Origin of the sequence: Streptomyces purpurascens (genome assembly GCF_045040895.1) — a bacterium.
GTDB classification, from domain to species: domain Bacteria; phylum Actinomycetota; class Actinomycetes; order Streptomycetales; family Streptomycetaceae; genus Streptomyces; species Streptomyces purpurascens.
Window position 1 is genome coordinate 3,556,082 of record NZ_CP108341.1, and the last position, 24,473, is coordinate 3,580,554.

Genomic DNA, 24,473 nt, shown 5'->3' on the forward strand with positions numbered 1-24,473 from the left:
TCCACAGCCCTCCTCGCCGCCGGACACCGAAGCGCAGGAGCCTAGTGGGCCGAGGATCACGCGTGCCATGGGTTTTCCCGCCCCCACGGTGAGTGCGATCACGCGTCGGTCTGCGCCCAGCCGTTGCACTTCTCCCAGACGATCCCGATCGTCGATGACCGCCCTTGGCGAGGTCAGTGACGGTGAAGACCTCGCCGTAGGTCTGGATGCGGGCCTTGCCGCCCGAGTCCGCGTGGGGCGTGAGGTTCCAGTCGGCACCCGCCCAGACGGTACGATCCGTTCCGTCCGCGTGGGCAGAGGCGCCCGTGGCCAGGGCGAGCAGCGTGGCGGCGGTGCCGGCCGGGGCGGAGCGTGCGAGCAGTCGCATCTTCGGTCGTGTCCCCCTTCAGGCGAATCTCGCGCAAGCAAGATCGCGATTCGAACAGGCGTGCAGGGCGGCTGGGTTCACCCTGCGTCCGCCTGTGCGTTCGCCCGCACGCCGCCCGCCTCACCACACGGCTCGCGACACGACCCTCGATCAGGGAACTGATCGCCGGATGGGACAGTCTTCATCACAGGGGCGCAAGAGCGAGCAGAGACGTACGGGAACGACGTACGACGCGAAACAGGAGTCCGTGCACGACATGAGTGACGAGCCTCAGCCGCAGCAGCCGAACCCGGGGCGGGAACCGAGAGAGCCGCAGCCGGACGGCGACCCGGGCACGCCACGGGCCCAGGCTGACGACGCCCCGGGCACGGCACGACCCCAGACCGACGACGCCCCGGGCGCTTCGCGGGCCGAGACGGACGGCGACCCGGGCTCGCCAGGGCCCCGGGCCGACAACGACACGGGCTCGCCCCGAGCGATGACGGACGGTGACCCGGGCACGTCCCGAGCCAAGACCGACGGCGCACCGGGCACGCCCCGAGCCAGTACTGACGGCAACCCGGGCACGCCCCGAGCCAAGACCGACGGCGCACCGGGCACGCCACGGCCTCAGGCCGACAACGACCCGGGCACCGTGCAGATCCGGGCCGTCGGCGCCGCGGGCACGGCACGGGGCCGGACGGGCGGCGTCCCTGGCACGCCATCGGCCAGGACGGACGGCGACCCGGGCACACCACGGCCCCAGGCCGACAACGACCCGGGCACGGTACAGATCCGGGCCGTCGGCGCCGCGGGCGCGGCACGGGGCCGCACGGGCGGCGTCCCGGGCGCGGCTCAGGCCCGGACGGACAGCGCCCAGGGCGCGCCGCGCCCCCAGGCCGGCGACGGCCCGGGCACGGCGCAGCTGCCGGCGGTCAGCGACCCGGGGGGCGGGCCGCAGGCCAAGTCCGGCGGGAAGCGGAAGCGGACCGGCTGGCGCCGGGTGATCCCGACCTGGCGCATGACGCTCGGCGGCTTCATCATCGTCGTCATGCTGCTGATCGGCGGCTTCTTCCTCGGCTACTCGCTCGTGCAGATCCCGCCGGCCAACGCGCTCGCCACCAAGCAGGCCAACGTCTACCTCTACGCGGACGGCTCGGTGATCGCCCGCGACGGCGAGATCAACCGGGAGAACGTCACCCTCGCGCAGATCTCCAAGGACGCCCAGCACGCGATCCTGGCCGCCGAGGACCGCGACTTCTACACCGAGTCCGCCGTCGACCCCAAGGCCATGGTCCGCGCCGCCTGGAACACCGCCCTCGGCAAGGGCAAGCAGTCCGGCTCCACGATCACCCAGCAGTACGTGAAGAACTACTACCTGCGCCAGGAACAGACCGTCACGCGCAAGGCCAAGGAGTTCTTCATCTCCATCAAGCTGGACCGCGAGCAGAGCAAGGACCACATCCTCGAGGGCTACCTCAACACCAGCTACTTCGGCCGCAACGCCTACGGCATCCAGGCCGCCGCCCAGGCCTACTACGGCATGGACGCGACCGACCTCGACCCGGCCCGCGCCGCCTACCTCGCCGCGCTCGTCAACGCGCCCAGCCAGTACGACGTCGTCGCCCACCCCGAGAACCGCAAGGCCGCCGAGTCCCGCTGGAACTACGTCCTGGACGGCATGGTCAAGAAGGGCTGGCTCAGCGAGTCGAAGCGGGCCGGCATGAAGTTCCCCATGCCGAAGGAGTCCACCCTCTCCACCGGCATGTCCGGACAGCGCGGCTACATCGTCCGGATCGTCAAGGACTACCTCACCCAGAACAACATCATCGACGAGGACAAGCTCGACGCCGGCGGCTACCGCATCACGACGACCCTGCAGAAGGGCAGGCAGGACGCCTTCGTGAAGGCCGTCAACGACAAGCTGATGTCCAAGCTGGACAAGAAGAACAACAAGGTCGACTCGTACGTACGCGCCGGTGGCGCCGCCGTCGACCCCAAGACCGGCAAGGTCGTCGCGATGTACAACGGCGTCGACTACGTCAAGCAGTACACCCCCAACGCCACCCGCAGGGACTTCCAGGTCGGCTCCACCTTCAAGCCCTTCGTGTTCACCTCGGCCGTCGAGAACGCCTCGCGGACCCAGGACGGCCGCGTGATCACCCCGAACACGATCTACGACGGCACCAACAAGCGACCGGTCCAGGGCTGGACCGGCGACCCGTACGCCCCCGAGAACGAGGACCAGCACTCCTACGGCCCCATCACCGTCACCGAGGCCACCGACAGCTCCGTGAACTCGGTGTACGCGCAGATGGCCGCCGACGTCGGCCCCCAGAAGGTCAAGCAGACCGCGATCGACCTCGGCGTCCCCGAGACCACCCCGGACCTCGCCGACGGCCCCGCCATCGCACTCGGCACGGCCACCGCCAGCGTCCTCGAGATGGCGGAGTCGTACGCCACGCTCGCCAACCACGGCCGGCACGGCACGTACACGATGGTCGACAAGGTCATGAAGGAGGGCACGCCCATCGAGCTGCCCGAGCGCCGCACCCGGCAGGCCGTGAGCCGCGAGGCCGCCGACACCACCACCTCGATGCTGCAGAGCGTCGTCCAGAACGGCACGGCCTCCGCCGCACAGGCGGCGGGCCGCCCCGTCGCCGGCAAGACCGGCACCGCCGAGGAGGACACCGCGGCCTGGTTCGCCGGCTACACCCCCGAGCTCGCCACGGTCGTCTCCGTCATGGGCCAGGACCCGGTCACCGCCGCCCACAAGTCGCTGTACGGCGCGATGGGCCTGCCGCGCATCAACGGCGGCGGGGCGCCCGCGGAGATCTGGACGCAGTTCACCCAGGACGCCCTCGAGGGCAAGCCGGTCACCGACTTCGACCTCAGGCTCCAGCCGGGCTCCGACGTCTCCGAAGCCCCCAGCCCCGAGACCCCCGTCGACCCGACCACGGGCGGCACCACCGACGGCGCCAGCTCGACCCCCGGCGGCGAGGAGACCGGCACCGAGACGCCCAGCCAGACCCCGAGCGCGCCCGAGAGCCAGACCGACGGCGGCACCACCGACGGCAGCACGGGAGGCGAGTCCCCGACCGGCGGCGGCACCGCGGACGGCGGAACCGGCGACGGCGGCACGACGGAGGGCGCCGGCGGCGCGGCCGACGGCGGCACCACGGAAGGCGGCGGCACGGCCGACGGCGGCGCCAACGGCGCTCCCACCGGCCCCGGCTGGGGCTTCGCCCCACAGGGCGCGCGCCGCGAATAGGTCAGGTCAGTGACCTGAGGTCGCCTTCAGCCCCACCACGGCGACCAGCAGCAGGCACACGAAGAAGATCCGGGCGGCGGTGGCAGGCTCCCCCAGCACGGCCATACCGACCACCGCCGCCCCGGCCGCGCCGATCCCCACCCACACGCCGTAGGCGGTACCGATGGGCAGGGTCTTGGCGGCCTGGGACAGCAACAGCATGCTGATGACGATTCCGGCACCGGTGAGAACGCTGGGGAGCGGGCGGGTGAAGCCGTCGGTGTACTTCATACCGATCGACCACCCGACTTCGAGCAGACCGGCGACGACGAGCAGAACCCAAGCCATGACGAGCACCTCCGGGAGACAGGCTGACGGTCCAGGTGCGTCGTCTTTGCCTTCGTCCCGGTACGGCGCGTCTCGTCGGGTCCCTCCAACGTAGCAAACACCACGACGAAGGGCCGGTGACAACGGTCACCGGCCCTTTCTTCGTGCTGTGGGATTACAGGTAGAGGCCCGTCGAGTCCTCCGAGCCCTCGAACCGGTCCGCGGCCACGGCGTGCAGATCACGCTCGCGCATGAGCACGTACGCGATGCCCCGCACCTCGACCTCGGCGCGGTCCTCCGGGTCGAACAGAACCCGGTCGCCCGGCTCCACGGTCCGCACGTTCTGCCCCACCGCGACGACCTCGGCCCAGGCCAGCCGCCGGCCGACCGCCGCCGTGGCGGGAATCAGGATGCCGCCACCGGAACGCCGCTCGCCCTCGCTGGTGTCCTGCCGCACGAGTACGCGGTCGTGCAGCATCCGGATGGGCAGCTTGTCCGGATGGGTGCTGTGCTCGTTTCTGTTGGCGCTCACGCCCTGAAACCTACCTGTCTTCGCCGCGAACGTACGCAGTCGGGTCAGCCCTTGCGCCGCCGCGTGCCGAGGGCGAGCAGCCCGACCACACCGACCACCACGAGGGCGACCGGCACGACCCGCTCGAGGCGCGGCGCCCCGTCCTCGCCCACGAAACGGGCCCGCACGTCGGTGACGGCCCGATTGACCCCCACGTACGCCCGCCCGAGGGTGTGATCGATATTGGACGCGACCCTGGCCTTGGCGTCCCCGACGATCGTCTTCGGGTGCACCCGCACCCCGATCTCGTCGAGGGTCTCGGCCAGGGTCTCGCGGCGGCGCCTGATGTCCGCCTCGATCTGCGCCGGGGTCCTGGTGTCCGCCGTGTCCGCCACCGTGTCGCCTCCGAAGTCGGTATAAAGCCTGTGCCGGACAGTCTGTCAGCTCCACGGCTCATCGCACTGTCAGGACCCCCGGTTACGCTGGTCCGATGAGCGAGCGACTCCAGCCGGGGGACGTGGCCCCCGCCTTCACCCTGTCCGACGCCGACGGCACCGAGGTGTCCCTGGCGGACCACAAGGGCCGCAAGGTCATCGTGTACTTCTACCCGGCCGCCCTCACCCCCGGCTGCACCAAGCAGGCCTGCGACTTCACGGACAACCTGGAGCTGCTGACGGGCGCGGGCTACGACGTCATCGGCATCTCCCCCGACCAGCCCGAGAAGCTGGCCAAGTTCCGCGACAAGGAGTCCCTGAAGGTCACACTGCTGGCCGACCCGGACAAGCAGGTCCTGGAGTCCTACGCCGCCTTCGGCGAGAAGAAGAACTACGGCAAGACCTACATGGGCGTCATCCGCTCCACGATCGTCGTGGACGAGGAGGGCAAGGTCGAGCGGGCTCTGTACAACGTCCGCGCGACGGGGCACGTGGCCAAGATCATCAAGGATCTGGGGATCTGAGGGCCCGCTTCTCCAATGTGGAACGGCTCGTACCGGGGTTGCCCGGTACGAGCCGTTCCACATTTCGTGCGTGACTGTCCGATAAACGGTTCGTTACTCCGTGCGAGGCCACGAACGGGTGGTCGAGATCGGAGGGGAACGATGGGGGTTAGGTACACGCGCGAGTTGCTCGAAGAAGCGGCGCGGGTGACATCGAACTGAGACGACGCCGTGCGGTGGTGCGGAGGTACACCAACACCGGGCAGCAGACGCTATCTGCGTCAGAAGATGGCCGAGGCGAGCGTAGATGTCTCACACTTCCCCGCGCGGTGGGCACGCCACACCGAGGAGACACTTCGAGAGGTCGTGGCGGTGTCGACCAACGTCAAGGAGGTGCTTCGCCGCCTGGGCATCAACCCGGTCGGTGGCAACCACACGCATATCAGCCGCCGCATCTCGACGCTGGGCATCGACACATCCCACTTCGTGGCACAACCACCGAGATCAAGAGGCTCTCGCGGCGATCTCCTGAGCCTCGGGACACCACAAACCGGCAGGATCCCGGGAAGTCGGCTACTTCGACACTTGCTCCACATCGGAGTACCGGAAAGCTGCGCAATGTGTGGGGTTGGGCCCAGATGGAACAACAAACCCCTCCAGCTGGAGGTCGACCACATCAACGGCGACTGGTGGGACAACCGTCCGGGGAACCTTCAGCTGCTCTGCCCCAACTGCCATGCCGTGACGGACACATACCGAGGCCGCAGGCGGAGGGCGGCCGCATGAACAGGCCGAAGTACACACACGACCTACTGAGTCGGGCTGCAGCGAAGGCCACCAGCGTGGTCGACATGATGTACATGCTGGGAGCGCCGATGGGTAGCGGCCCTCGCTGCTATCTCAGCAAGCGGCTGCAGCACTACGGCATTGATACCTCGCACTTCCGCGAGGAGCCTCTGCCGGAACGCGAACGGCGCAGCTATCCGGAAGAACTCCTCAGAGAAGCCGCCGCTCATTCGAACAGCATCAGGGAGATGCTGGAGTACATGGGGCTTCCTCCAAGCGACAGCCCGTATGGCCACATCAGAAAGAAGCTGGACAAGTTTGGGATCGACACCTCGCACTTCACCAGCGGACGCAGGTACGGCCCTGGCCGTCTTCCCCGCCCCGAACTGGCGGCTGCAGTGGAGTCCGCCACAAGCGTGGCCGGAGTTCTCGCCGCTCTTGGCCGAAGTAACAACGGTACAACGCGGGCGCTCGTGAAGCGCAGCATCGAGGCGCACGGTCTGTCGACCGACCACTTCACGGGGCAGGGGCACTATCGCGGCAGCCGTTCCCCGAACCGCAAGCCAGCAGCCGAGATCCTGGTGCGGCTCCCTCCCGGGCGTCCCCGCACCAAGACGATCCTGCTCAGGCGAGCCCTTGATGACCTCGGCGTACCGCATGTCTGCGATGAATGCAGTGTCGGGGACACATGGCAGGGCAGACGGCTCGTCCTGGAGATTGATCACGCGAACGGCGACCGTCTGGACAACCGCCGGGAGAACCTGCGCTACCTTGCCCGTCTTGCCACAGCCAGACGAGCACGTTCTCCAATCGATCGCGCCGACTTTCGGTCCCGGCGCAACCACTCGCCGAGGACCAGTAAGGTGTACGTGGGGCCGTAGCCCAATTTTGGCAGGAGGCACCACTTTTAGGTAGTGGACAGTGCGAGTTCGAGTCTCGTCGGCCCCACATTCAGGGCGCGGCGCTCAGCGAGGCGCCGCGCCCTTCCATGTTCTTGCACAACCTGGCCCTCAGCCCAAAAGCTCCCGCACCACCGGCACCAACGCCCGAAACGCCTTCCCCCGGTGGCTGATCGCGTTCTTCTCCTGCGGGGTCAGTTCCGCGCAGGTTCGGGTCTCCCCCTCAGGCTGGAGGATCGGGTCGTAGCCGAAGCCGCCGGAGCCGGAAGGCTCGTGGCGTAGAGCGCCACGCAGCTGGCCTTCGACCACCCTCTCCGTGCCGTCCGGCAACGCCAGCGCCGCCGCGCAGGCGAAGTGGGCGCCCCGGTGTTCGTCGGCGATGTCCGACAGCTGGGCGAGGAGCAGGTCCAGGTTGGCCTTGTCGTCGCCGTGTCGGCCGGACCAGCGGGCGGAGAAGATGCCGGGGGCGCCGTTCAGTACGTCGACGCAGAGCCCCGAGTCGTCGGCGACCGCGGGGAGGCCCGTCGCCTGGGCCAGGGCGTGGGCCTTGAGGAGTGCGTTCTCCGCGAAGGTGACGCCCGTTTCCTTGACGTCGGGGATGTCCGGGTAGGCGTCGGCACCGACGAGTTCGTGCGGCAGGCCGGCTTCGGCCAGGATCGCCCTGAGTTCGGTGATCTTTCCGGCGTTACGGGTGGCGAGGATCAGGCGGGTCATGGCCCCCAGTATCGCCGCCGGGCCGGGGCGCCCCTTCAGGGGCGCGGGGAACTGCGCGAGCAACCACGACGAACCCGCGGTCGACCACCGGCAGAACCCCGCACACGAGAACCCCGGCCCAGCCAGCGCAGCGTTACGGCGTGCAGACCTTCGTCAGTTCGCCCGCCGCGTCCGTGACCGGGCTGATGTCGGGCGTCTCGTCGCCGTTCTTGACCGACGTACGGACGTTGTCCACGGCCTTGTTCAGGTCGTCCACGGCCTTGTTGACGTCCGTGTTGTCGGTCTTGTCGCCGATCTCCCCGAGGTTCTTGTCGATGGAGTCGAGGGACTTGTCGAGCTGCGTCGGGTCGTTGGCCGCGTTGTCCACGGCCTGCTGGAGTTCCGTGACGCTGTCGGCGATGGCGTCGGCGGTCTGGACGCAGTCCAGCGCCTTGTCGACGGCGGCGCAGCCGGTGGTGAGTCCGGCGGTCAGCGCGACGGCCGCCAGGGTGGCGGCGACGGCTGCGGTGCGGCGTCGGCGGCTCGCGGCCATGGAACGGTCCCTCTCGTCGGTCGGGCCGTTCGGCCCGTGTGGCTGGCCGAGCGCACAGGGATGAGCCGTGCGCCCGTACCTCTTCAGACGCGAGCATGCTCGGCGCGGTTGCCCGCGCCGAGCATCTGCCTTGGTGCGCCCTTTACTTTTCGAGGACGGTATCAAGCGCGGTGCGCTGGTGGGCGGCGAGTTCCGTGCAGCCGGCCACGGCGAGGTCGAGGAGGGCGTTGAGTTCGTCGCGGGCGAAGGGTTCGGCCTCGGCGGTGCCCTGGATCTCGACGAAGCGCCCGTCGCCGGTGCAGACGACGTTCATGTCGGTGTCGGCCTTGACGTCTTCCTCGTAGCAGAGGTCGAGGAGCGGGACGCCGCCGACGATGCCGACGGAGACGGCGGAGACCGTGCCGGTCAGGGGCTGGCGGCCGGCCTTGATGAGCTTCTTGCGCTGGGCCCAGGCGATGGCGTCGGCCAGTGCCACGTAGGCGCCGGTGATGGCCGCCGTACGCGTGCCGCCGTCGGCCTGGAGGACGTCGCAGTCGAGGACGATCGTGTTCTCGCCGAGTGCCTTGTAGTCGATGACGGCGCGCAGCGAGCGGCCGATGAGGCGGGAGATCTCGTGGGTGCGGCCGCCGATGCGGCCCTTGACGGACTCGCGGTCGCCGCGGGTGTTGGTGGAGCGGGGCAGCATGGAGTATTCAGCGGTGACCCAGCCTTCGCCACTGCCCTTGCGCCAGCGGGGGACGCCTTCGTTGACGGAGGCGGTGCAGAAGACCTTGGTGTCGCCGAAGGAGACGAGGACGGAGCCTTCGGCGTGCTTGCTCCAGCCACGTTCGATGGTGATCGGGCGGAGCTGCTGGGGGGTGCGGCCGTCGATTCGAGACATGCCGCCGAGCCTAGCCGCACCTGCGGAAGGGGCTCCTCCCGCGGTGGGGAGGGGCCCTCACGGGTGACCTCAGGGGGTGAAGCCGGGGATGATCCCCGCTCTTCACATCAAGTCTTCGATCTCCGCGGCGATGGGGTCGGCGTCGGTGCCGATGACGACCTGGATGGCGGTGCCCATCTTGACGACGCCGTGGGCTCCGGCGGCCTTCAGGGCGGCCTCGTCGACCTTGGCGGGGTCGACGACCTCGGTGCGCAGGCGGGTGATGCAGCCTTCGACCTCTTCGATGTTGTCGATGCCGCCGAGCCCGGCAACGATCTTCTCAGCCTTGCTGGCCATCTCTGTTCTCCCTGATCCGAACCGCTTGGTCGCAGTAATCCAGTTGTCTACACCACAAGTCCGCCGATCGACAAAGCACCGAGGCGTGATCGTCGAGTCGGGCGGAATTGGCGGGTTCCACTCGTTCGGCCTACCGTGCTACAACTGGTCTACACCACTCACTGGTGGAGGTCGCGCGGTGGAGTCCGCGCTCCCCTTTTGAGACGCCGCCGTCCCCCATCGAACTCTTCCTGGGCGGCGCCGTGCCCCATGGAGGAAGTTCATGTCCACAGACACAGCCGCGCCCGCGAGCCCGAAGAAGGGGACTGCGGTGATGGCGGTCCTGCAGCGTATCGGCCGCAGCCTCATGCTGCCGGTCGCCGTGCTGCCGGCCGCCGCCCTCCTGGTCCGCCTCGGCAACACCGACATGCTGGGACGGGAGTCGTTCCCCGCCTTCATCACCAAGATCGCGGGCTTCATGGCCGCCGGCGGCAACGCGATCCTCGACAACATGGCGCTGCTGTTCGCCGTGGGCATCGCGATCGGCTTCGCCAAGAAGTCGGACGGCTCCACCGCCCTGGCGGCCGTGGTCGGCTACCTGGTCTTCAAGAACGTGCTCGCCACCTTCACCGACCCGAACCTGCCGCAGGTGGCGACGGCCGTCGACGGCAAAGTCGTCATGGTGGACGCGCCGGTGGACGCCAAGGTGCTCGGCGGTGTGGTGATGGGCCTCGTGGTCGCCCTGCTCTACCAGCGCTTCTACCGCACCAAGCTGCCTGACTGGGCGGGCTTCTTCGGCGGTCGCCGCATGGTTCCGATCCTGTCCGCCTTCGCGGGCCTGGTCATCGGCATCGTCTTCGGTTACATCTGGCCGGTCCTCGGCACGGCGCTGCACAACTTCGGTGAGTGGCTGGTCGGCTCCGGGGCCGTCGGCGCGGGCATCTTCGGTGTCGCCAACCGTGCGCTGATCCCGATCGGCATGCACCACCTGCTGAACTCCTTCCCCTGGTTCCAGGCCGGCACGTACGAGGGCAAGAGCGGCGACATAGCCCGCTTCCTGGCGGGTGACCCGAGCGCCGGGCAGTTCATGACCGGTTTCTTCCCGATCATGATGTTCGCCCTGCCCGCCGCCTGCCTCGCCATCGTGCACTGCGCCCGGCCGGAGCGCCGCAAGGTCGTCGGCGGCATGATGTTCTCGCTCGCTCTGACCTCCTTCGTCACCGGTGTCACCGAGCCGATCGAGTTCACGTTCATGTTCATCGCCCCGGTGCTGTACGCGATCCACGCCGTGCTCACGGGTGTCTCGATGGCGCTGACCTGGGCCCTGGGGATGAAGGACGGCTTCGGCTTCTCGGCCGGCGCGGTGGACTACTTCCTGAACCTGGGCATCGCGACCAACCCGTGGGGCCTGGCCCTGGTGGGCCTGTGCTTCGCGGCGGTCTACTACGTGGTCTTCCGCTTCGCGATCACCAAGTTCAACCTGCCGACGCCTGGCCGCGAGTCCGACGAGGAACTCGCCGAGCTGCAGAAGGCGGAGGCGAAGTAGCACGCGTCACGACGAAGGCCCCGGAACCGCCTGGTTCCGGGGCCTTTGCGCGTGTAGGCCTCATACCTCGTACGTCATCGCTCGTACGTCATACCTCGTACGTCTGCCTCGGTGCCGCGAGGTCCACCGGCCCGTCGTAGACCGCGCGGGCGTCGTCGACGTTGACCTGGGGGTCCGTCCACGGCGGGATGTGGGTGAGGACCAGGTGCCGGGCTCCTGCCCGGGCGGCCGTCTCGCCCGCTTCGCGGCCGTTGAGGTGCAGGTCGGGGATGTTCTCCTTGCCGTGCGTGAACGCCGCCTCGCACAGGAACAGGTCGGCGTCCCGGGCGAGTTCGTCCAGGGCCGGGCTGATGCCCGTGTCGCCGGAGTACGTCAGCACCTTGCCGCCGTGTTCGATGCGGATGCCGTACGCCTCCACGGGGTGGGCCACCCGCTCGGTGTGCACCGTGAACGGGCCGATCTCGAAGGTGGACGGCTTGACCGTGTGGAAGTCGAAGACCTCGCTCATGGAGGAGGCGGAGGGGGTGTCCGCGTAGGCGGTGGTCAGCCGATTCTCCGTGCCCTCGGGTCCGTAGACCGGGAGCGGATCGCAGCGGCCGCCGTCGTGGCGGTAGTAGCGCGCGACGAAGTACGCGCACATGTCGATGCAGTGGTCGGCGTGCAGGTGGCTGAGGAAGATCGCGTCGAGGTCGTAGAGACCGCAGTGGCGCTGCAGCTCGCCCAGGGCACCGTTGCCCATGTCGAGAAGCAGCCGGAAGCCGTCGGCCTCGACGAGGTAGCTCGAGCAGGCCGATTCCGCGGACGGGAACGACCCCGAGCAGCCGACGACGGTGAGCTTCATGAAGCAGAAACCTCCGCTGGCGGGAAAGTCTGTGTAGGGGCGTCGGGGGTCGTGCGGTTTGTCGAGCGTAAGGCGCAAAACCTCCGGTAGCTCCTCCGCCAGGGGCTGTTGTGGGCGAACTCACCTGTGGTGTCACCGGTTCGGGCGGCAGGGCCTGGCGTGATCCTTGTGAGGGAGGGCGCATGGGAGGGATGGCGCCGGTAACGTCTCAGTATGGACACGTCCTGGTGGCTGGCGCTCGCCGCGGTGGTACTGCTCGCGCTCATCGCGACGCTCGTCGACGGCTGGGGGCGCCGGTCGACGGCGCGGCGGGGCCGGCCGGCCGCACCGGCCACCGCGGTGGCGGGCCTGCCGCAGCCGGCGGAGATCTGGTGGGCGGACGTGCCCTACGAGGACGAGGCGCGGACCAAGGACCGGCCGTGTCTGGTGCTGGCGGTGCGCGGGGAGCGGGCGACCGTCGCGAAGATCACCACACGGTTCCGGGACGAGCGCCATGGCGTCATCCCGCTGCCGCCGGGCTCGGTCGGCGACGCCAGGGGCCGTGCGAGCTTCCTGGAGACGGACGAGCTGCGGGAGGTCCCGGTGTGGGGCTTCCGGCGCCGGGTCGGTGTGGTGGACCCGGCGCTGTGGGACCGGGTGCGGTATCTGGCGGGGTGAGACCGCCCGCCCCTTCCCGGAGAACCATCCGCCCCGTCCCGGGGAACCGGAGGAGAACCAGAAGGGCCGGAGTGAGAACTCCGGCCCTTTCGTGTGATCCGCCGTCGGCTCACGCCCAGAGCTGTCCCTGGAGCGTCTCGATGGCCTCTTCCGTCGTGGCCGCCGTGTAGACGCCCGTCGACAGGTACTTCCAGCCGCCGTCCGCGACGACGAAGACGATGTCGGCCTGCTCGCCGGCCTTCACGGCCTTGCGGCCCACGCCGAGCGCGGCATGCAGCGCGGCGCCCGTCGAGACACCGGCGAAGATGCCCTCCTGCTGGAGCAACTCCCGGGTACGGGTGACCGCGTCGGCCGAGCCGACCGAGAAGCGGCTGGTGAGGACGGAGGCGTCGTACAGCTCGGGGACGAAGCCCTCGTCGAGGTTGCGCAGGCCGTAGACCAGGTCGTCGTAGCGCGGTTCGGCCGCGACGATCTGGACGTCCGGCTTGTGCTCGCGCAGGAAGCGGCCCACGCCCATGAGCGTGCCGGTGGTGCCGAGGCCCGCCACGAAGTGAGTGACGGAGGGCAGGTCGGCGAGGATCTCCGGGCCCGTCGTCGCGTAGTGGGCGCCCGCGTTGTCCGGGTTGCCGTACTGGTACAGCATCACCCAGTCCGGGTGCTCGGCCGAGAGTTCCTTGGCGACGCGCACGGCGGTGTTGGAGCCGCCCGCGGCCGGGGAGGAGATGATCTCGGCGCCCCACATGGCCAGCAGGTCCCGGCGCTCCTGGGAGGTGTTCTCCGGCATCACGCAGACGATGCGGTAGCCCTTGAGCTTCGCCGCCATGGCCAGCGAGATGCCGGTGTTGCCCGAGGTGGGCTCCAGGATGGTGCAGCCCGGGGTCAGACGGCCGTCCTTCTCCGCCTGTTCGATCATGTGCAGGGCCGGACGGTCCTTGACCGAGCCGGTCGGGTTGCGGTCCTCCAGCTTCGCCCAGATACGGACGTCGGGGGACGGCGACAGCCGCGGCAGGCGCACCAGGGGGGTGTTGCCTACCGCGGCCAGGGGTGAGTCGTAGCGCATCGGTGATCAGACCATGCCGCCGGCCACGGCCGGCAGGATCGTGACGTTGTCGCCGTCCGACAGCTTGGTGTTGATGCCGTCGAGGAAGCGCACGTCCTCGTCGTTCAGGTACACGTTGACGAAGCGGCGCAGCTGGTCGCCGTCGACGATGCGGGCCTGGATGCCGGCGTGCCGGGTCTCGAGGTCGGTGAACAGCTCGGCGAGGGTGTCACCGCTGGCCTCCACCGCCTTCTGACCGTCGGTGTACGTGCGGAGGATGGTCGGGATGCGGACCTCGATGGCCATGGCTTCAGGGCTCCTGTCGGGAGTAGTCAGTCGGGGCGCGCGGCAGCGCAGGAACAGCGGGTTGTGCGTGTGTGCAGCGCCGCGGCTCACGGCCGTACGGCGGCAGGGACCTACGTCAACAGATGGCGCTGGCGAGCCTGCACAGGTCGACGTGCAGCCGCGCCACGAGCAGCTCGCCCGGCGTCTTGTCGCTCACGTCGTGGAAAACCATGGGGTCATCGTATCGATTCCCGGTCCGGGTACTGGAATGTGATCCCACATCGCGGACGGTTGTGGGCCGGGGAGTGAGACCGTGCTGCTCAGGCCCCGCTCAGTAGGCCTCGACGACCTGGACCTCTTCCTCCGTGACCTCGCCCTCGACGATACGGAACGAGCGGAACTGGAAGTCGCCGGCCCCGTCGGTGTCGGCGGTGGAGACGAGGACGTAGTGGGCGCCCGGCTCGTTCGCGTAGGAGATGTCGGTGCGGGAGGGGTAGGCCTCGGTCGCCGTGTGGGAGTGGTAGACGACCACCGGCTCCTCGTCGCGGTCGTCCATCTCGCGGTAGAGCTTGAGCAGATCGCCGGAGTCGAACTCGTAGAACGTGGGCGACATGGCCGCGTTCAGCATCGGGATGAAGCGCTCGGGGCGGTCCGAGCCCTCGGGGCCCGCGATCACGCCGCACGCCTCGTCGGGGTGGTCCTTGCGCGCGTGGGCGACGATCTGGTCGACGAGGGCCTGGGTGATGGTCAGCATGCTGGTCAGGATAAGCAGAAGGGCCGTTCCGTACCGAGGGTTGGTACGGAACGGCCCATATGCCGGACGCCCTGAGCGGCAGCGGCAGGGAGTGCCACGAGTACTCCCTGCCGCTGGGCGTCCTGGCTGGTTCGGTGCCGGCGGGCTTCGTCAGCCGACCTTCTCGAAGTCCGGGTCGCGGCGCTCGGCGATCTGCGGGTTGCGGCTCTTGAGGACCGCCCAGCCGATACCGAGGGCGACGGCCCAGCCGGCGGCGACGTACAGGCAGACCCGCGCGTCCTTGTCGTACGCGATCATGCAGGTCACGCCGATGAGGAAGACGAGCGCGACCCAGCTGAAGAGCGCTCCGCCGGGGGCCGGGAAGGACGAGGCGCGCAGCCGGCCCGCGTCGACCGCGGCGCGGTAGCGGATGTGGCTGACGAGGATCATCATCCAGGTCCAGATGCCGGCCGCGGTGGCGACGGAGGTGACGTAGAGGAACGCCTTCTCCGGGACGACGTAGTTCAGGACGACGCCGATGCCCATGAGCGCCACGGAGACCGTGATGCCGACGGCGGGCGTCTTGCGGGCGTTGAGCTTGCCGAACGCCTGCGGTGCCTCGCTGTTGGCGGCCAGGTCGCGCAGCATCCGGCCGGTCGAGTACATGCCCGAGTTGCAGGACGACAGGGCCGCGGTGAGCACCACGAAGTTGACAATGCCCGCGGCGAGCGGGATGCCGATCTTGCCGAAGGCGTGGACGAACGGGCTCTCGCCGGCGGAGAACTCGGTCCACTTGACGACGGAGAGGATCACCAGCAGCGCGCCGACGTAGAAGACGATGATGCGCCAGGGCAGGGTGTTGATGGCCTTGGGCAGGGTCTTCTCGGGGTTCTCGGACTCGCCCGCGGTGACGCCGACGAGTTCGACGGCGAGGTAGGCGAACATGACGCCCTGGAGCGTCATCAGGCTGGAGCCGATGCCGTTCGGGAAGAAGCCGTCGTGCGCCCAGAGGTTGGAGACGGTGGCGGTGTCACCGGCGTCGGAGAAGCCGAGGGTGAGCACGCCGAGGCCGATGACGATCATGCCGATGATGGCCGTGACCTTGATCATCGAGAACCAGAACTCGACCTCGCCGAAGATCTTGACGGAGATCAGGTTGACGCCGAAGAGCACCACCAGGAACACCAGGGCGCTGACCCACTGCGGGATCTCCGGGAACCAGAAGTGGATGTAGATCGCGGCGGCCGTGAGTTCGGCCATGCCGGTGACCACCCACATGAGCCAGTACGTCCAGCCCGTGACGAACCCGAAGAACGGGCCGAGGAACTCGCGGGCGTACTCGGCGAAGGAGCCGGAGACGGGCCGGTAGAGGAGCAGTTCGCCCAGGGCCCGCATGATGAAGAAGATGACGACGCCCGCGAGGGCGTACATGAGGATGATGCTGGGCCCGGCCTTGGCGATGTTCGCCCCGGCGCCCATGAACAGGCCGACGCCGATGGCGCCGCCGATGGCGATCATCTGGACCTGACGGCTGCCGAGTCCGCGCTCGTACCCCTCTTCGGGGACGTTTTCCGTGTCGACCTGCGCAGAGGTCATGTGTGGTGCGCCTTTCTCCATGCCGACCCGGGCCTCGCGTCGGCCTCGGATCGGGTCTCGATCCCCCCGGAATGATGGAGCTGAGCGGGCCCCGGAGGGCCGCTCGTGCCTGGCCGACGGTTGTCGGCTCGGTGGCGCACCCGGCCGAACATTCGGGTGGTGTCGGCCGGGCGGTCGTGAAGATTTATCACGGCCGCAACAGTGATCACATGGCTGATTTGTGACGCACCGCACAGGGAGAACCGGACAAAGCGCTGCCGAAGACGGCATAGAAGGCGGGCGCGGTGACGCGATCGTTATCCGGATTTGAGTGTCCTCTGAGCGAACACCGATCGGTCACCCGCCGGTCACAGGACCTGCACTGACCAGGGCATCAGCGTTCGCTGATCAAGGCATCAGCGTTCCGACCAGCGTCTCCTGGAGTCCGCCCAGCCACAGATAGGCCATCACCATCGGCTTGCGCGGGTCCTCGTCCGGGAGGCGATAGAGGAGGTCGCTGTCCTCCTCATCGGTGATTTCCAGCCGCGAGCCGATCGCGAGTCGCAGGTCGTTCAGGGCGCCCAGCCACTGCTGCGACTCCGCCGGCGACAGCTTCAGCACGGCCCCGCCCTCACCGGCCGAGGCGGAGGAGAGCGCGTCCAGGGAGCGGATCACCGCGAGGGCGCTGTCCCGCTTGCCGGCCCGCAGGTCGTTCTCGGTGTAGCGGCGGAACTCGGAGGAGTACGCCCGCTGCTCCTCGGCGTCCCGGGGCGAGGCGGGCTGCTCGGGATCGCTGTAGGCGTCCGGGAAGAGCCGCTTGAGCACCGGGTCGGTCGGCGGCTCGCTCGGGCCGTCCGCGAACAGCTCGGCGAGCGGGTCGTCGGGGGCGTCCTCGGCGGGGCCGGGGCCGATGAGCTCCAGGAGCTGGACGGCCAGCGACCGGATGATGGAGATCTCGACGTCGTCGAGGGCGACGGCCGCGCCGCCGCCGGGAAGCGGTTCGAAGGTTCCGGGCATGAACGCCTTTTCGCTGCTGGGCGGGCTGCTGGCTACTTGCGGTCCTGCTGGAGAGTGGCCCACAGGCCGTAGCCGTGCATGGCCTGCACGTCGCGCTCCATCTCCTCGCGGCTGCCGCTGGAGACGACCGCCCGGCCCTTGTGGTGGACGTCCATCATGAGCTTGGTGGCCTTGTCCTTGGAGTAGCCGAAATACGTCTGGAAGACGTACGTCACATAGCTCATGAGGTTGACCGGGTCGTTGTGGACGATGGTGACCCAGGGGAGGTCCGGCTCGGGGACGGCGAAAACCTCCTCCGCCGACTCGGTGCGTTCGATCTCCAGGGGTGCGGGTGACGTCACATGCCCATGCTGCCACCCGAGGGGGGTAGTCGCACAAACGGGCCTGGAGGCAAGGCGATCGCGTCGCCCGGAGACACAATCGTCAGACTGACGAAATGGGGGTACGATCTCGCCATGAACACAGCGGACCTTGGGCTGCCGGTGGACGTTCCCTCGACGGCGCTCTTCACGGACCAGTACGAGCTGACGATGCTGCGGGCCGCGCTCACGGCGGGCACGGCCGAGCGGCGGAGCGTGTTCGAGGTCTTCACCCGGAGGCTGCCGAACGGGCGCCGCTACGGCGTCGTGGCGGGCACCGGGCGGGTGCTGGACGCGGTGGAGAACTTCCGCTTCGACCCGGGCGTCCTCGGCTTCCTGCGCGAGCGGGAGATCGTGGACGAGCAGACCCTCGAATGGCTCGCCGGCTACCGCTTCAGCGGGGGCATCTGGGGCTACCCCGAGGGTGAGGTGTACTTCCCGGGCTCGCCGATCATGCGCGTCGAGGGCACCTTCGCCGAGTGCGTGCTGCTGGAGACGGTGATCCTCTCGATCCTCAACCACGACTCGGCGATCGCCGCGGCCGCCTCGCGGATGTCGTCGGCCGCCGGTGGCCGGCCGCTGATCGAGATGGGCGCCCGGCGCACACACGAACTGGCGGCGGTGGCGGCCTCCCGGGCCGCGTACGTCGGCGGCTTCGCGACCACCTCGGACCTCGCCGCCGGTTTCCGCTACGGCATCCCGACCGTCGGCACCTCCGCGCACGCGTTCACCCTGCTGCACGACAGTGAGCGGGACGCCTTCCAGGCCCAGGTGAACACGCTGGGCCGGGGCACGACCCTGCTCGTCGACACGTACGACGTCGCCGAGGCCGTCCGCACGGCCGTGGAGGTCGCCGGCACCGACCTGGGGGCCGTACGGATCGACTCCGGCGATCTGCTGCTGGTGGCGCACCGGGTGCGGCAGCAGCTGGACGAGCTGGGGGCGACCGACACGAAGATCGTCGTGACCTCGGACCTGGACGAGTACGCGATCGCCTCGCTGGCGGCGGCGCCGGTGGACGCGTACGGCGTCGGGACGCAGCTGGTGACCGGCTCCGGGCATCCGACGTCCTCGATGGTCTACAAGCTGGTCGCGCGGGCCGAGTCCACCGACCGGAAGGCGCCGCTGGTGCCGGTGGCGAAGAAGTCGACCGGTGGCAAGACGTCGGTGGGCGGGCGCAAGTGGGCCGCGCGGCGGCTGGACGCGTACGGGGTCGCCGAGGCCGAGGTGATCGGCACGGGGCCGGTGCCGGCCGCTCTCGCGGACCGGCAGCTGCTGGTGGAGCTGGTCAAGGGCGGTGAGGTCGTGGCCCGCGAGCCGCTGGACGCGGTCCGGGACCGGCACGCGGCCGCTCGCGCGGGGCTCCCGATGTCGGCGACGCAGCTCTCGCGCGGGGAGCCTGTCCTTCCGACGGAGTACGTGCACGGGGCTTCGGGTAGCTAATCCCGGTGTGCCGCGATGCGCCGACCCGTGCCCCCTCCCACCGTCTTTCCCTTGTCAATAGGCTCGGACGTTCACCGGCCGGGCTTGCCGACCTCCTAGCCGAAGGACACCGACCATGCGCCGCGCCTTGATCGTCGTAGACGTGCAGAACGACTTCTGCGAGGGGGGCAGTCTCGCGGTGGCCGGCGGTGCCGATGTGGCTGCCGCCGTCACGGAGCTGATCGGGCAGGCGGCCGGGTCCGGCTACCAGCACGTCGTGGCCAGCCGCGACCACCACATCGCTCCCGGCGGCCACTTCTCCACGAACCCGGACTACGTCCACTCCTGGCCCGCGCACTGCGTCGCCGGCACGGAGGGCGTCGGCTTCCACCCCAACTTCGCCCCCGCGGTCGCTTCCGGTTCGATCGATGCCGTGTTCGACAAGGGGGCGTACTCGGCGGCCTACAGCGGCTTCGAGGGAACAGACGAGAACGGCACGAGCCTGGCCGACTGGCTCCGCTCCCGCGAGGTGACCGAGGTGGACGTGGTCGGCATCGCCACGGACCACTGCGTCCGCGCCACAGCCCTGGACGCGGCCCGGGAGGGCTTCCGCACCCAGGTCCTCCTGGACCTGACGGCAGGCGTCTCCCGGGAGACCACCGAGCGGGCCCTGGAGGAGCTGCGCGAGGCGGGCGTGGAACTGTCCGGGAAGCCGGTCGTCCAGTAGGGAGCGGGCGAGCCGCGAGCCCGCCCCGGACCGGAACCGCCCGTGGGCCTTGGCTGCCGGCCGGCCATGTCCGCCGTCGCCCCGGCGGGCGCGCGGGCCGAACGGGCCGCCAGGCGGGCCCGGGCGGGGGGGGGCGTAACCGGCCGGATCGGCGGAATGATCACACTCGGCCGAACCACCGGCAGGCCCAGGTGGGGCAGGTCCCACCTGGGCGCCGTGCCCTGGCGGTGGGATCACGCCCGGTGGGGCCGCCCACCAGACGCCCGGCGGGCCCCGGCAGGGGCCCATCCGACCGTGGGCCGGGCCTCAGGCGAGGGCATCCAGGCCCGGGTCTGTCGCGGGAGGCCACGGGCCACCGGGCAAGGGGCCGTCCGGCTGGGGTCGGCGAGCCGCCAGGGCCCTGTAGCCCCGGGCGGGCCATGTCCCACCGCGGGGCCGAGCCCCGGTGCTTCCGGTACCGACCATGGCCGTGGCTGACGCCCGGCCGGCGGGTGGCCGGGCGCGCGTGGGCCCGCTCCCAATCCGTGAGGCGGTGGGGAGGGGCTGGCGTCAGGTCTGGGCCGTCGGGCGTCTCAGGAGGGATCTGATCGGGCGCCACAGTTCCGTGGTGAGGTCCGGGGACAGGACACCGTTGTCAGGGGCCGTGCGCCATATGAGGCCGTCGGGGTGGTGGAGGACCGCCGTGACCTCGTCGGGGGTCGGTGGGGCGGCGTTGCCGCGCAGGTAGACCGCCCGCAGGCCCAGGTTTCGGAGCCTGGTCAGGGCTCGGGCGCGGTTGGCCGAGTGGACGAGCACGCGGACGCAGCCGGGGCCGTCGGCGGCGGGGCGGGGCAGGTTCAGCGCCACCACCACCGTGCCGTTCGGCAGCTTGCAGAAGCCTCCTGCGGCCATGCGGTCATCCCCCCGTGTCGGTCGGTGTCAATAAGAGAACCATAGGACGCACCTAAACACGGATCGGCGGTGACCCGCCAGGGGGTCACCGCCGATCATGCCCTGAGCTGGGGAAACGCGTTTTACTTCACTGCGGGAGCGACCTCGAGCTCGATCGTCGAGCCGTCCTTCGCCTCCTTGATGATCTTGATCTTCGTGTTGGTGTCAGTGATCTTGACGCCGCCGGTCTTGTTCGTCTCGTCGTAGTAGGTGTTCGTGCGGTCGTTGAAGACCGAGACGCCCTTGGAGGACTTGATCTTGGTTGCGACGTCCGCGTTGTGCAGCGTGATGCCGTCCGTGCCGTACAGGCTGAACGGCGAGTCGTAGGCCTGGATCCGGTTGCGCATCAGCGTGCCGTCGGACCACTTCATGGCCTTCGGGTGCGCGTCGATGGGCAGCAGCAGACCCGTGCCCGGGTGGACGCTGGTGTTGTTGTCCTGCTGGGAGGTGTCCCACTTCCAGATCAACAGGCCGTTCTGGTACGCGTAGTGCTCCACCCAGTCCGGACGGGTCTTGGAGAAGCCGAAGTTGTACGGGCCGAGCTTGAGGGTCTTGTCGTACGACACGTACTGGCGGTTCTCCGCGAGGTAGTACTGCGCGTAGTCCTTGGTGAAGGACGCGCCCATGCGGGCGAAGCCGTTCGCCTTCCAGGCCGCGTCCGCGGACTCGGCGTCGTCGGAGAAGACCGCGGCACCGTCGGCGGTCACGGTGATGCGGTCGGCCGTGAAGCCCTTCTGGGCCACGCCGCCGTCGGTCTGGTAGCGGAAGCGCAGGTCGATCTTCTTGCCCGCGTAGGCGTCCAGCGGGAACGCCAGCTTCTTGTACGCGTCGACCGTGCCGGTCAGCGCCGGCTTGTCGCTGCCGTCACGCGGGATCGGCTGACCGTCCACCGTGCCGTCGAGCGCGGTCCAGTTGGCGCCGCCGTCGGTCGACACCTCGGCGTAGAGGTAGTCGTAGTTGGCCTCGATGTCGTACCAGCCGTCGAGGGTCAGCGACGCCGACTTCTTGCCGGTGAGGTCGACCGAACGGGTCAGCGAGTTCTTGAGGTTGTCGCCGCTGCCGCTCCACCACTGCGTGGCGCCCTGCGCGGGCTCCACGATCTCGGTGGTGACCTTCTTCTTGGGCAGCTCCACCACGAGGCCCTGCTTGTGCTTCGTGTTGTACTCGGCGACACCCAGCTTGTGCCACGAGTTCGTCGCGGCCTTCGCGGTGTCGTACTTGAGCCAGCCCAGCTGGAGCTTGTCCCAGGCGGTCATGTCGCCGGGCAGGTCACCGATCTCGTTCTTGCCGGTGCCGAGCCAGGAGCCGGAGGACATCAGGGTCCAGAAGCCGGTGGAATTGTCGCCGGCGCCGGTGGTGTCGTAGTGGTCCGGCAGGCCGAGGTCGTGGCCGTACTCGTGGGCGTAGACGCCGAGTCCGCCGTTCTCCGGCTGGACGGTGTAGTCGCCGACCCAGATGCCGGTGTCGCCGATCTTCGCGCCGCCGAGCTTGTTGTCCGCGGGGCCCGTGGCGCCGGCGTCGGTGCCGAAGGCGTACCAGCGGTGGGCCCAGATCGCGTCGGTGCCCTGTACGCCGCCGCCCGCGGACTCGTCCTCACCGGCGTGCACGACCTGGAAGTGGTCGATGTAGCCGTCGGACTCGTTGAAGTCGCCGTCGCCGTCGAAGTCGTAGCGGTCCCACTGGTCGTACTTCTTGACGTCCGCCTTGATCTCGGCGTCGGTCTTGCCGGCGGCCTTCTGCTGGGCGACCCACGCGTTCAGACCGTCGCTGACGACGTTCCACACGCTCGGGCAGTTGGTGTCACCACAGGCGTTGTTGCCGTAACGGGCCTCGTTGTAGGGGACCTTGACCCAGTCCGAGACCTCGCCCTCGACCGAGTAGCGGCCCGAGGACTGCTTCTCGTAGTACTTCTTGACCGACTCGGTGTTCTTGCCGGTGCCGAAGTAGAGGTCCTCGAAGTACTTCTGGTTGTAGTCCGCCCGCCAGGCCGTGGAGTTGTCCTTCTTGCGGTCCGGCTTGGCTATCTTGTTGTGCAGCGGGCCCGGGGTGCCGCCGTACTTGCTGTCGATCTCGTCGCCGAACTCGACCAGGATCGTGAAGATCTTGTCGGTCTTCTCGCGGCCGAGCTCGACGTACTTGCTGTCGCCCTTCTTGCTCTTGAGCTGGACGACCTTGGAGCCCTCACGGTTCTTGACCGTGGACTTGCCGGATATGACCTGGTTCAGGGCCTCCTGGCGCTGAGCCTCCTGGGTCTTGCTCAGCGGGCCTTCGAGGTTGTGATCGTCGTGCTTGTGCTCCGCCGGGTCGTGCCGGTCCACGGTGGTGGACCGGGGAGCGGAGGCGTCGTCGGCCTGCGCCACCGCGTAGGTGGAGACGGTGGCGGTGGCCGCCGCGAGCGCCACACCGATGGCGGCCGCTCTGAACGTCCAGGGTCTACTGGTCACTTGAGTTCCTCCCCCGCGTCCGAGCGCGCGGGGGAAGGGGTCTCGTATGTGCCGGAGTCCGCGCGCGCGTGATCAACGCGTGTAGTCAAGTGACGACATTTGACTAGAGGTTAAGCAGAAAAGACAGACCTTGACTTGGACAGGTCAAGTGCACTATGCGGAGTCCACGTTCGTTTTGCGGACAACCAACCGCATGCCCACCTGGCAGCAGGCGCGCGCATATGTCCACTCCTTGGACGTCATGACCCCGTGCGCCCCCTGTGCTCCGGACCTGTTGATTAGGTCACGCTTACCGGCCGTTCCGCTCGGGCACCCTGCCCGTGAGAATGTCACTTGGCGGAACGCTGGGTAAGCGGCGGAAAGCCAGGCCGACACCCCCGTGGACCCCCACTTTCGAGGACATGATGGCCATGCCCCGTCCGACTGCCGCTCAGCTCGCCTACGGTTCGTGCACCGTGATCTTCTCGACCCTCGCCATGCTGCTGCTGTCACAGACGAGTTCGGGTGTGGGGGTCGCGATCATCGCCCTCGCGGCGCTCGCCCTCGGGCTGCTGGTCGCCATGACGGTGCCGCTGCCCGGCAAACGCCGGACCCCGGTGGAACAGCCCGCCCCCGCGGCACCCCTACGGGCCTCGGTCCCCGCGCCGGCACCGGCCCCGGAGCCGGTGCGCGAGCGGGCGGCCTCCTGACCGCCGGCTGATCCCGCTCCGCAGTGGCGCGACCGCCTCAACCGGTGCTGACCACGACCGTCTTGGCCGCCTTGTCGTGCAGGCCCTGCTTGTAGGGCCGGTCGAAGAAGCTCCAGCCGCCGCAGACCGCGGTCCAGACACAGGCGCAGCAGAAGGCGAACGGGATCCACAGCACCGCGGCACGCATCAGCGAGTTCTGCACGGAGGGCGTGGCGCCGTTGTCGAGGTTGGCCACGCGCAGGTGCAGCAGCTTCTTGCCGAGGGTCTGGCCGGTCCTGGCGGTCAGGATGGTGTCGTAGGCGATGTAGAGGACGGCGGCGACCCCCGACTGCCAGAAGGACTTGCCGACCTCGATGCGGTCGCTGTCCACGTCGTACTCGTTGACGTCGAAGCCCCAGGTGACCAGCCAGACGACGACACCCACCAGGATCATGTCGATGATGCGGGCGAGCGTGCGCTTGCCGCTGTCGGCGAGCGGGGGCATGCCGGCGAGGGGGTCGGTGGGGTAGGAGCCGCCGCCGTACGGGTCCCCGCCGTAGGGGCCGCCGCCTGGACCACCGGACGGCCCGCCGCCGCCCTCGTACGGCGGGGGTTCGCTGCCGTAGGGCGAGCCCGCGCCCCCACCGGGCGGCTCGTTCGGGGGCTGCTTCCTGAACGGGTCGTCTTCCGGGGGCTGCTGCCCGGAGCCGGGGGGCGGTTCACTGCTCATGGC

The 24,473-nt window shown here is 69.2% G+C and carries 27 protein-coding genes, 1 tRNA gene and 1 riboswitch; of the genes, 10 read left to right on the forward strand and 18 right to left on the reverse strand.

Going from position 1 to position 24,473, the window contains the following annotated elements; genetic code table 11:
- The first annotated feature begins 623 nt into the window (after positions 1-623).
- Positions 624-3,617 (forward strand): transglycosylase domain-containing protein, encoded by a 2,994-nt coding sequence (locus OHU35_RS16125; RefSeq protein WP_405505714.1) that lies wholly within the window; start codon positions 624-626, stop codon positions 3,615-3,617.
- A gap of 6 nt (positions 3,618-3,623) precedes the next feature.
- Here OHU35_RS16125 and OHU35_RS16130 read toward each other — a convergent pair whose 3' ends face one another.
- From OHU35_RS16130 to OHU35_RS16140, 3 genes are all read right to left on the reverse strand, one after another.
- A complete protein-coding gene (locus OHU35_RS16130; RefSeq protein WP_189723930.1) occupies positions 3,624-3,944 on the reverse strand; it encodes a multidrug efflux SMR transporter in 321 nt (106 codons plus the stop codon).
- Positions 3,945-3,978: 34 nt separating this feature from the next.
- A riboswitch (guanidine-III (ykkC-III) riboswitch) is annotated at positions 3,979-4,043 on the reverse strand.
- Between the two features lie 55 nt (positions 4,044-4,098).
- Positions 4,099-4,455, reverse strand: coding sequence for a co-chaperone GroES (locus OHU35_RS16135; protein WP_094052261.1), 357 nt, complete (start codon positions 4,453-4,455; stop codon positions 4,099-4,101).
- A gap of 44 nt (positions 4,456-4,499) precedes the next feature.
- The gene (locus OHU35_RS16140) at positions 4,500-4,829 is read right to left on the reverse strand and encodes a DUF3618 domain-containing protein (protein WP_189723931.1); all 330 of its coding nucleotides are present in this window, start codon (positions 4,827-4,829) and stop codon (positions 4,500-4,502) included.
- Positions 4,830-4,924: 95 nt separating this feature from the next.
- Here OHU35_RS16140 and bcp point away from each other — a divergent pair, with 95 nt between their 5' ends.
- From bcp to OHU35_RS16160, 4 genes are all read left to right on the forward strand, one after another.
- Positions 4,925-5,392 carry a thioredoxin-dependent thiol peroxidase gene (gene bcp, locus OHU35_RS16145; protein ID WP_184593187.1) on the forward strand — a complete coding sequence of 156 codons (468 nt, stop codon included), beginning with the start codon at positions 4,925-4,927 and terminating at the stop codon, positions 5,390-5,392.
- A 597-nt stretch (positions 5,393-5,989) separates the two neighbouring features.
- Positions 5,990-6,157, forward strand: coding sequence for an HNH endonuclease (locus OHU35_RS16150; protein ID WP_308431628.1), 168 nt, complete (start codon positions 5,990-5,992; stop codon positions 6,155-6,157).
- Positions 6,154-7,038: an HNH endonuclease gene (locus OHU35_RS16155; RefSeq protein WP_405505718.1), complete on the forward strand. Its 885-nt coding sequence runs from the start codon at positions 6,154-6,156 to the stop codon at positions 7,036-7,038. The genes OHU35_RS16150 and OHU35_RS16155 overlap by 4 nt, the downstream gene beginning before the upstream one ends.
- Positions 7,029-7,105, forward strand: a tRNA-Leu gene (locus OHU35_RS16160). The genes OHU35_RS16155 and OHU35_RS16160 overlap by 10 nt, the downstream gene beginning before the upstream one ends.
- Positions 7,106-7,167: 62 nt before the next feature.
- On the opposite strand, the gene rdgB is transcribed toward OHU35_RS16160, so the two are convergent.
- The 4 genes from rdgB to OHU35_RS16180 form a co-directional block, all read right to left on the reverse strand.
- Positions 7,168-7,770: an RdgB/HAM1 family non-canonical purine NTP pyrophosphatase gene (gene rdgB / locus OHU35_RS16165; RefSeq protein ID WP_189723934.1), complete on the reverse strand. Its 603-nt coding sequence runs from the start codon at positions 7,768-7,770 to the stop codon at positions 7,168-7,170.
- A 133-nt stretch (positions 7,771-7,903) separates the two neighbouring features.
- Positions 7,904-8,302, reverse strand: a complete 399-nt coding sequence (locus OHU35_RS16170; RefSeq protein ID WP_184593195.1) for a hypothetical protein — start codon at positions 8,300-8,302, stop codon at positions 7,904-7,906.
- A 142-nt stretch (positions 8,303-8,444) separates the two neighbouring features.
- Positions 8,445-9,182: a ribonuclease PH gene (gene rph, locus OHU35_RS16175; RefSeq protein WP_189723935.1), complete on the reverse strand. Its 738-nt coding sequence runs from the start codon at positions 9,180-9,182 to the stop codon at positions 8,445-8,447.
- Between the two features lie 102 nt (positions 9,183-9,284).
- The gene (locus OHU35_RS16180) at positions 9,285-9,518 is read right to left on the reverse strand and encodes a glucose PTS transporter subunit EIIB (RefSeq protein WP_189723936.1); all 234 of its coding nucleotides are present in this window, start codon (positions 9,516-9,518) and stop codon (positions 9,285-9,287) included.
- Between the two features lie 262 nt (positions 9,519-9,780).
- On the opposite strand from OHU35_RS16180, the gene OHU35_RS16185 reads away from it, so the two are divergent.
- Entirely contained in the window at positions 9,781-11,043 is a 1,263-nt protein-coding gene (locus OHU35_RS16185) for a PTS transporter subunit EIIC (protein WP_189723937.1), read from the forward strand.
- 88 nt (positions 11,044-11,131) lie between these two features.
- Here OHU35_RS16185 and OHU35_RS16190 read toward each other — a convergent pair whose 3' ends face one another.
- On the reverse strand, positions 11,132-11,884 hold the full coding sequence (locus OHU35_RS16190; protein WP_189723938.1) for an MBL fold metallo-hydrolase: 753 nt from the start codon (positions 11,882-11,884) through the stop codon (positions 11,132-11,134).
- A gap of 213 nt (positions 11,885-12,097) precedes the next feature.
- Here OHU35_RS16190 and OHU35_RS16195 point away from each other — a divergent pair, with 213 nt between their 5' ends.
- Complete coding sequence (locus OHU35_RS16195) at positions 12,098-12,541, forward strand: type II toxin-antitoxin system PemK/MazF family toxin (RefSeq protein ID WP_189723939.1); 444 nt, start codon at positions 12,098-12,100, stop codon at positions 12,539-12,541.
- 109 nt (positions 12,542-12,650) lie between these two features.
- Here the strand turns inward: OHU35_RS16195 and OHU35_RS16200 are convergent, their stop codons facing one another.
- From OHU35_RS16200 to clpS, 7 genes are all read right to left on the reverse strand, one after another.
- Positions 12,651-13,601: a PLP-dependent cysteine synthase family protein gene (locus OHU35_RS16200; protein WP_189723940.1), complete on the reverse strand. Its 951-nt coding sequence runs from the start codon at positions 13,599-13,601 to the stop codon at positions 12,651-12,653.
- A 6-nt stretch (positions 13,602-13,607) separates the two neighbouring features.
- A complete protein-coding gene (locus OHU35_RS16205; protein WP_184593209.1) occupies positions 13,608-13,886 on the reverse strand; it encodes a MoaD/ThiS family protein in 279 nt (92 codons plus the stop codon).
- Positions 13,887-14,001: 115 nt separating this feature from the next.
- Complete coding sequence (locus OHU35_RS16210) at positions 14,002-14,097, reverse strand: putative leader peptide (protein WP_311125941.1); 96 nt, start codon at positions 14,095-14,097, stop codon at positions 14,002-14,004.
- Between the two features lie 99 nt (positions 14,098-14,196).
- Entirely contained in the window at positions 14,197-14,619 is a 423-nt protein-coding gene (locus OHU35_RS16215; protein ID WP_189723941.1) for a Mov34/MPN/PAD-1 family protein, read from the reverse strand.
- Between the two features lie 150 nt (positions 14,620-14,769).
- Entirely contained in the window at positions 14,770-16,194 is a 1,425-nt protein-coding gene (locus OHU35_RS16220) for an amino acid permease (protein ID WP_189723942.1), read from the reverse strand.
- Positions 16,195-16,581: 387 nt separating this feature from the next.
- Complete coding sequence (locus OHU35_RS16225; protein ID WP_189723943.1) at positions 16,582-17,190, reverse strand: DUF2017 domain-containing protein; 609 nt, start codon at positions 17,188-17,190, stop codon at positions 16,582-16,584.
- A 32-nt stretch (positions 17,191-17,222) separates the two neighbouring features.
- Complete coding sequence (gene clpS / locus OHU35_RS16230) at positions 17,223-17,531, reverse strand: ATP-dependent Clp protease adapter ClpS (protein WP_184593217.1); 309 nt, start codon at positions 17,529-17,531, stop codon at positions 17,223-17,225.
- A 114-nt stretch (positions 17,532-17,645) separates the two neighbouring features.
- Between clpS and OHU35_RS16235 the strand changes: the two genes are divergently transcribed.
- Together OHU35_RS16235 and OHU35_RS16240 are read left to right on the forward strand one after the other, a co-directional pair.
- Positions 17,646-18,992 (forward strand): nicotinate phosphoribosyltransferase, encoded by a 1,347-nt coding sequence (locus tag OHU35_RS16235; protein ID WP_405505723.1) that lies wholly within the window; start codon positions 17,646-17,648, stop codon positions 18,990-18,992.
- Positions 18,993-19,107: 115 nt separating this feature from the next.
- A complete protein-coding gene (locus OHU35_RS16240) occupies positions 19,108-19,698 on the forward strand; it encodes an isochorismatase family protein (protein WP_189723945.1) in 591 nt (196 codons plus the stop codon).
- A gap of 549 nt (positions 19,699-20,247) precedes the next feature.
- Here the strand turns inward: OHU35_RS16240 and OHU35_RS16245 are convergent.
- Together OHU35_RS16245 and OHU35_RS16250 are read right to left on the reverse strand one after the other, a co-directional pair.
- Positions 20,248-20,589 (reverse strand): hypothetical protein, encoded by a 342-nt coding sequence (locus OHU35_RS16245; RefSeq protein WP_189723946.1) that lies wholly within the window; start codon positions 20,587-20,589, stop codon positions 20,248-20,250.
- Between the two features lie 122 nt (positions 20,590-20,711).
- The gene (locus OHU35_RS16250) at positions 20,712-23,072 is read right to left on the reverse strand and encodes an immune inhibitor A domain-containing protein (RefSeq protein ID WP_405505725.1); all 2,361 of its coding nucleotides are present in this window, start codon (positions 23,070-23,072) and stop codon (positions 20,712-20,714) included.
- Between the two features lie 404 nt (positions 23,073-23,476).
- Between OHU35_RS16250 and OHU35_RS16255 the strand changes: the two genes are divergently transcribed.
- On the forward strand, positions 23,477-23,761 hold the full coding sequence (locus OHU35_RS16255; protein ID WP_372498743.1) for a hypothetical protein: 285 nt from the start codon (positions 23,477-23,479) through the stop codon (positions 23,759-23,761).
- Positions 23,762-23,798: 37 nt separating this feature from the next.
- Here the strand turns inward: OHU35_RS16255 and OHU35_RS16260 are convergent, their stop codons facing one another.
- On the reverse strand, positions 23,799-24,470 hold the full coding sequence (locus OHU35_RS16260) for an RDD family protein (RefSeq protein WP_189723949.1): 672 nt from the start codon (positions 24,468-24,470) through the stop codon (positions 23,799-23,801).
- Positions 24,471-24,473 lie beyond the last annotated feature (3 nt).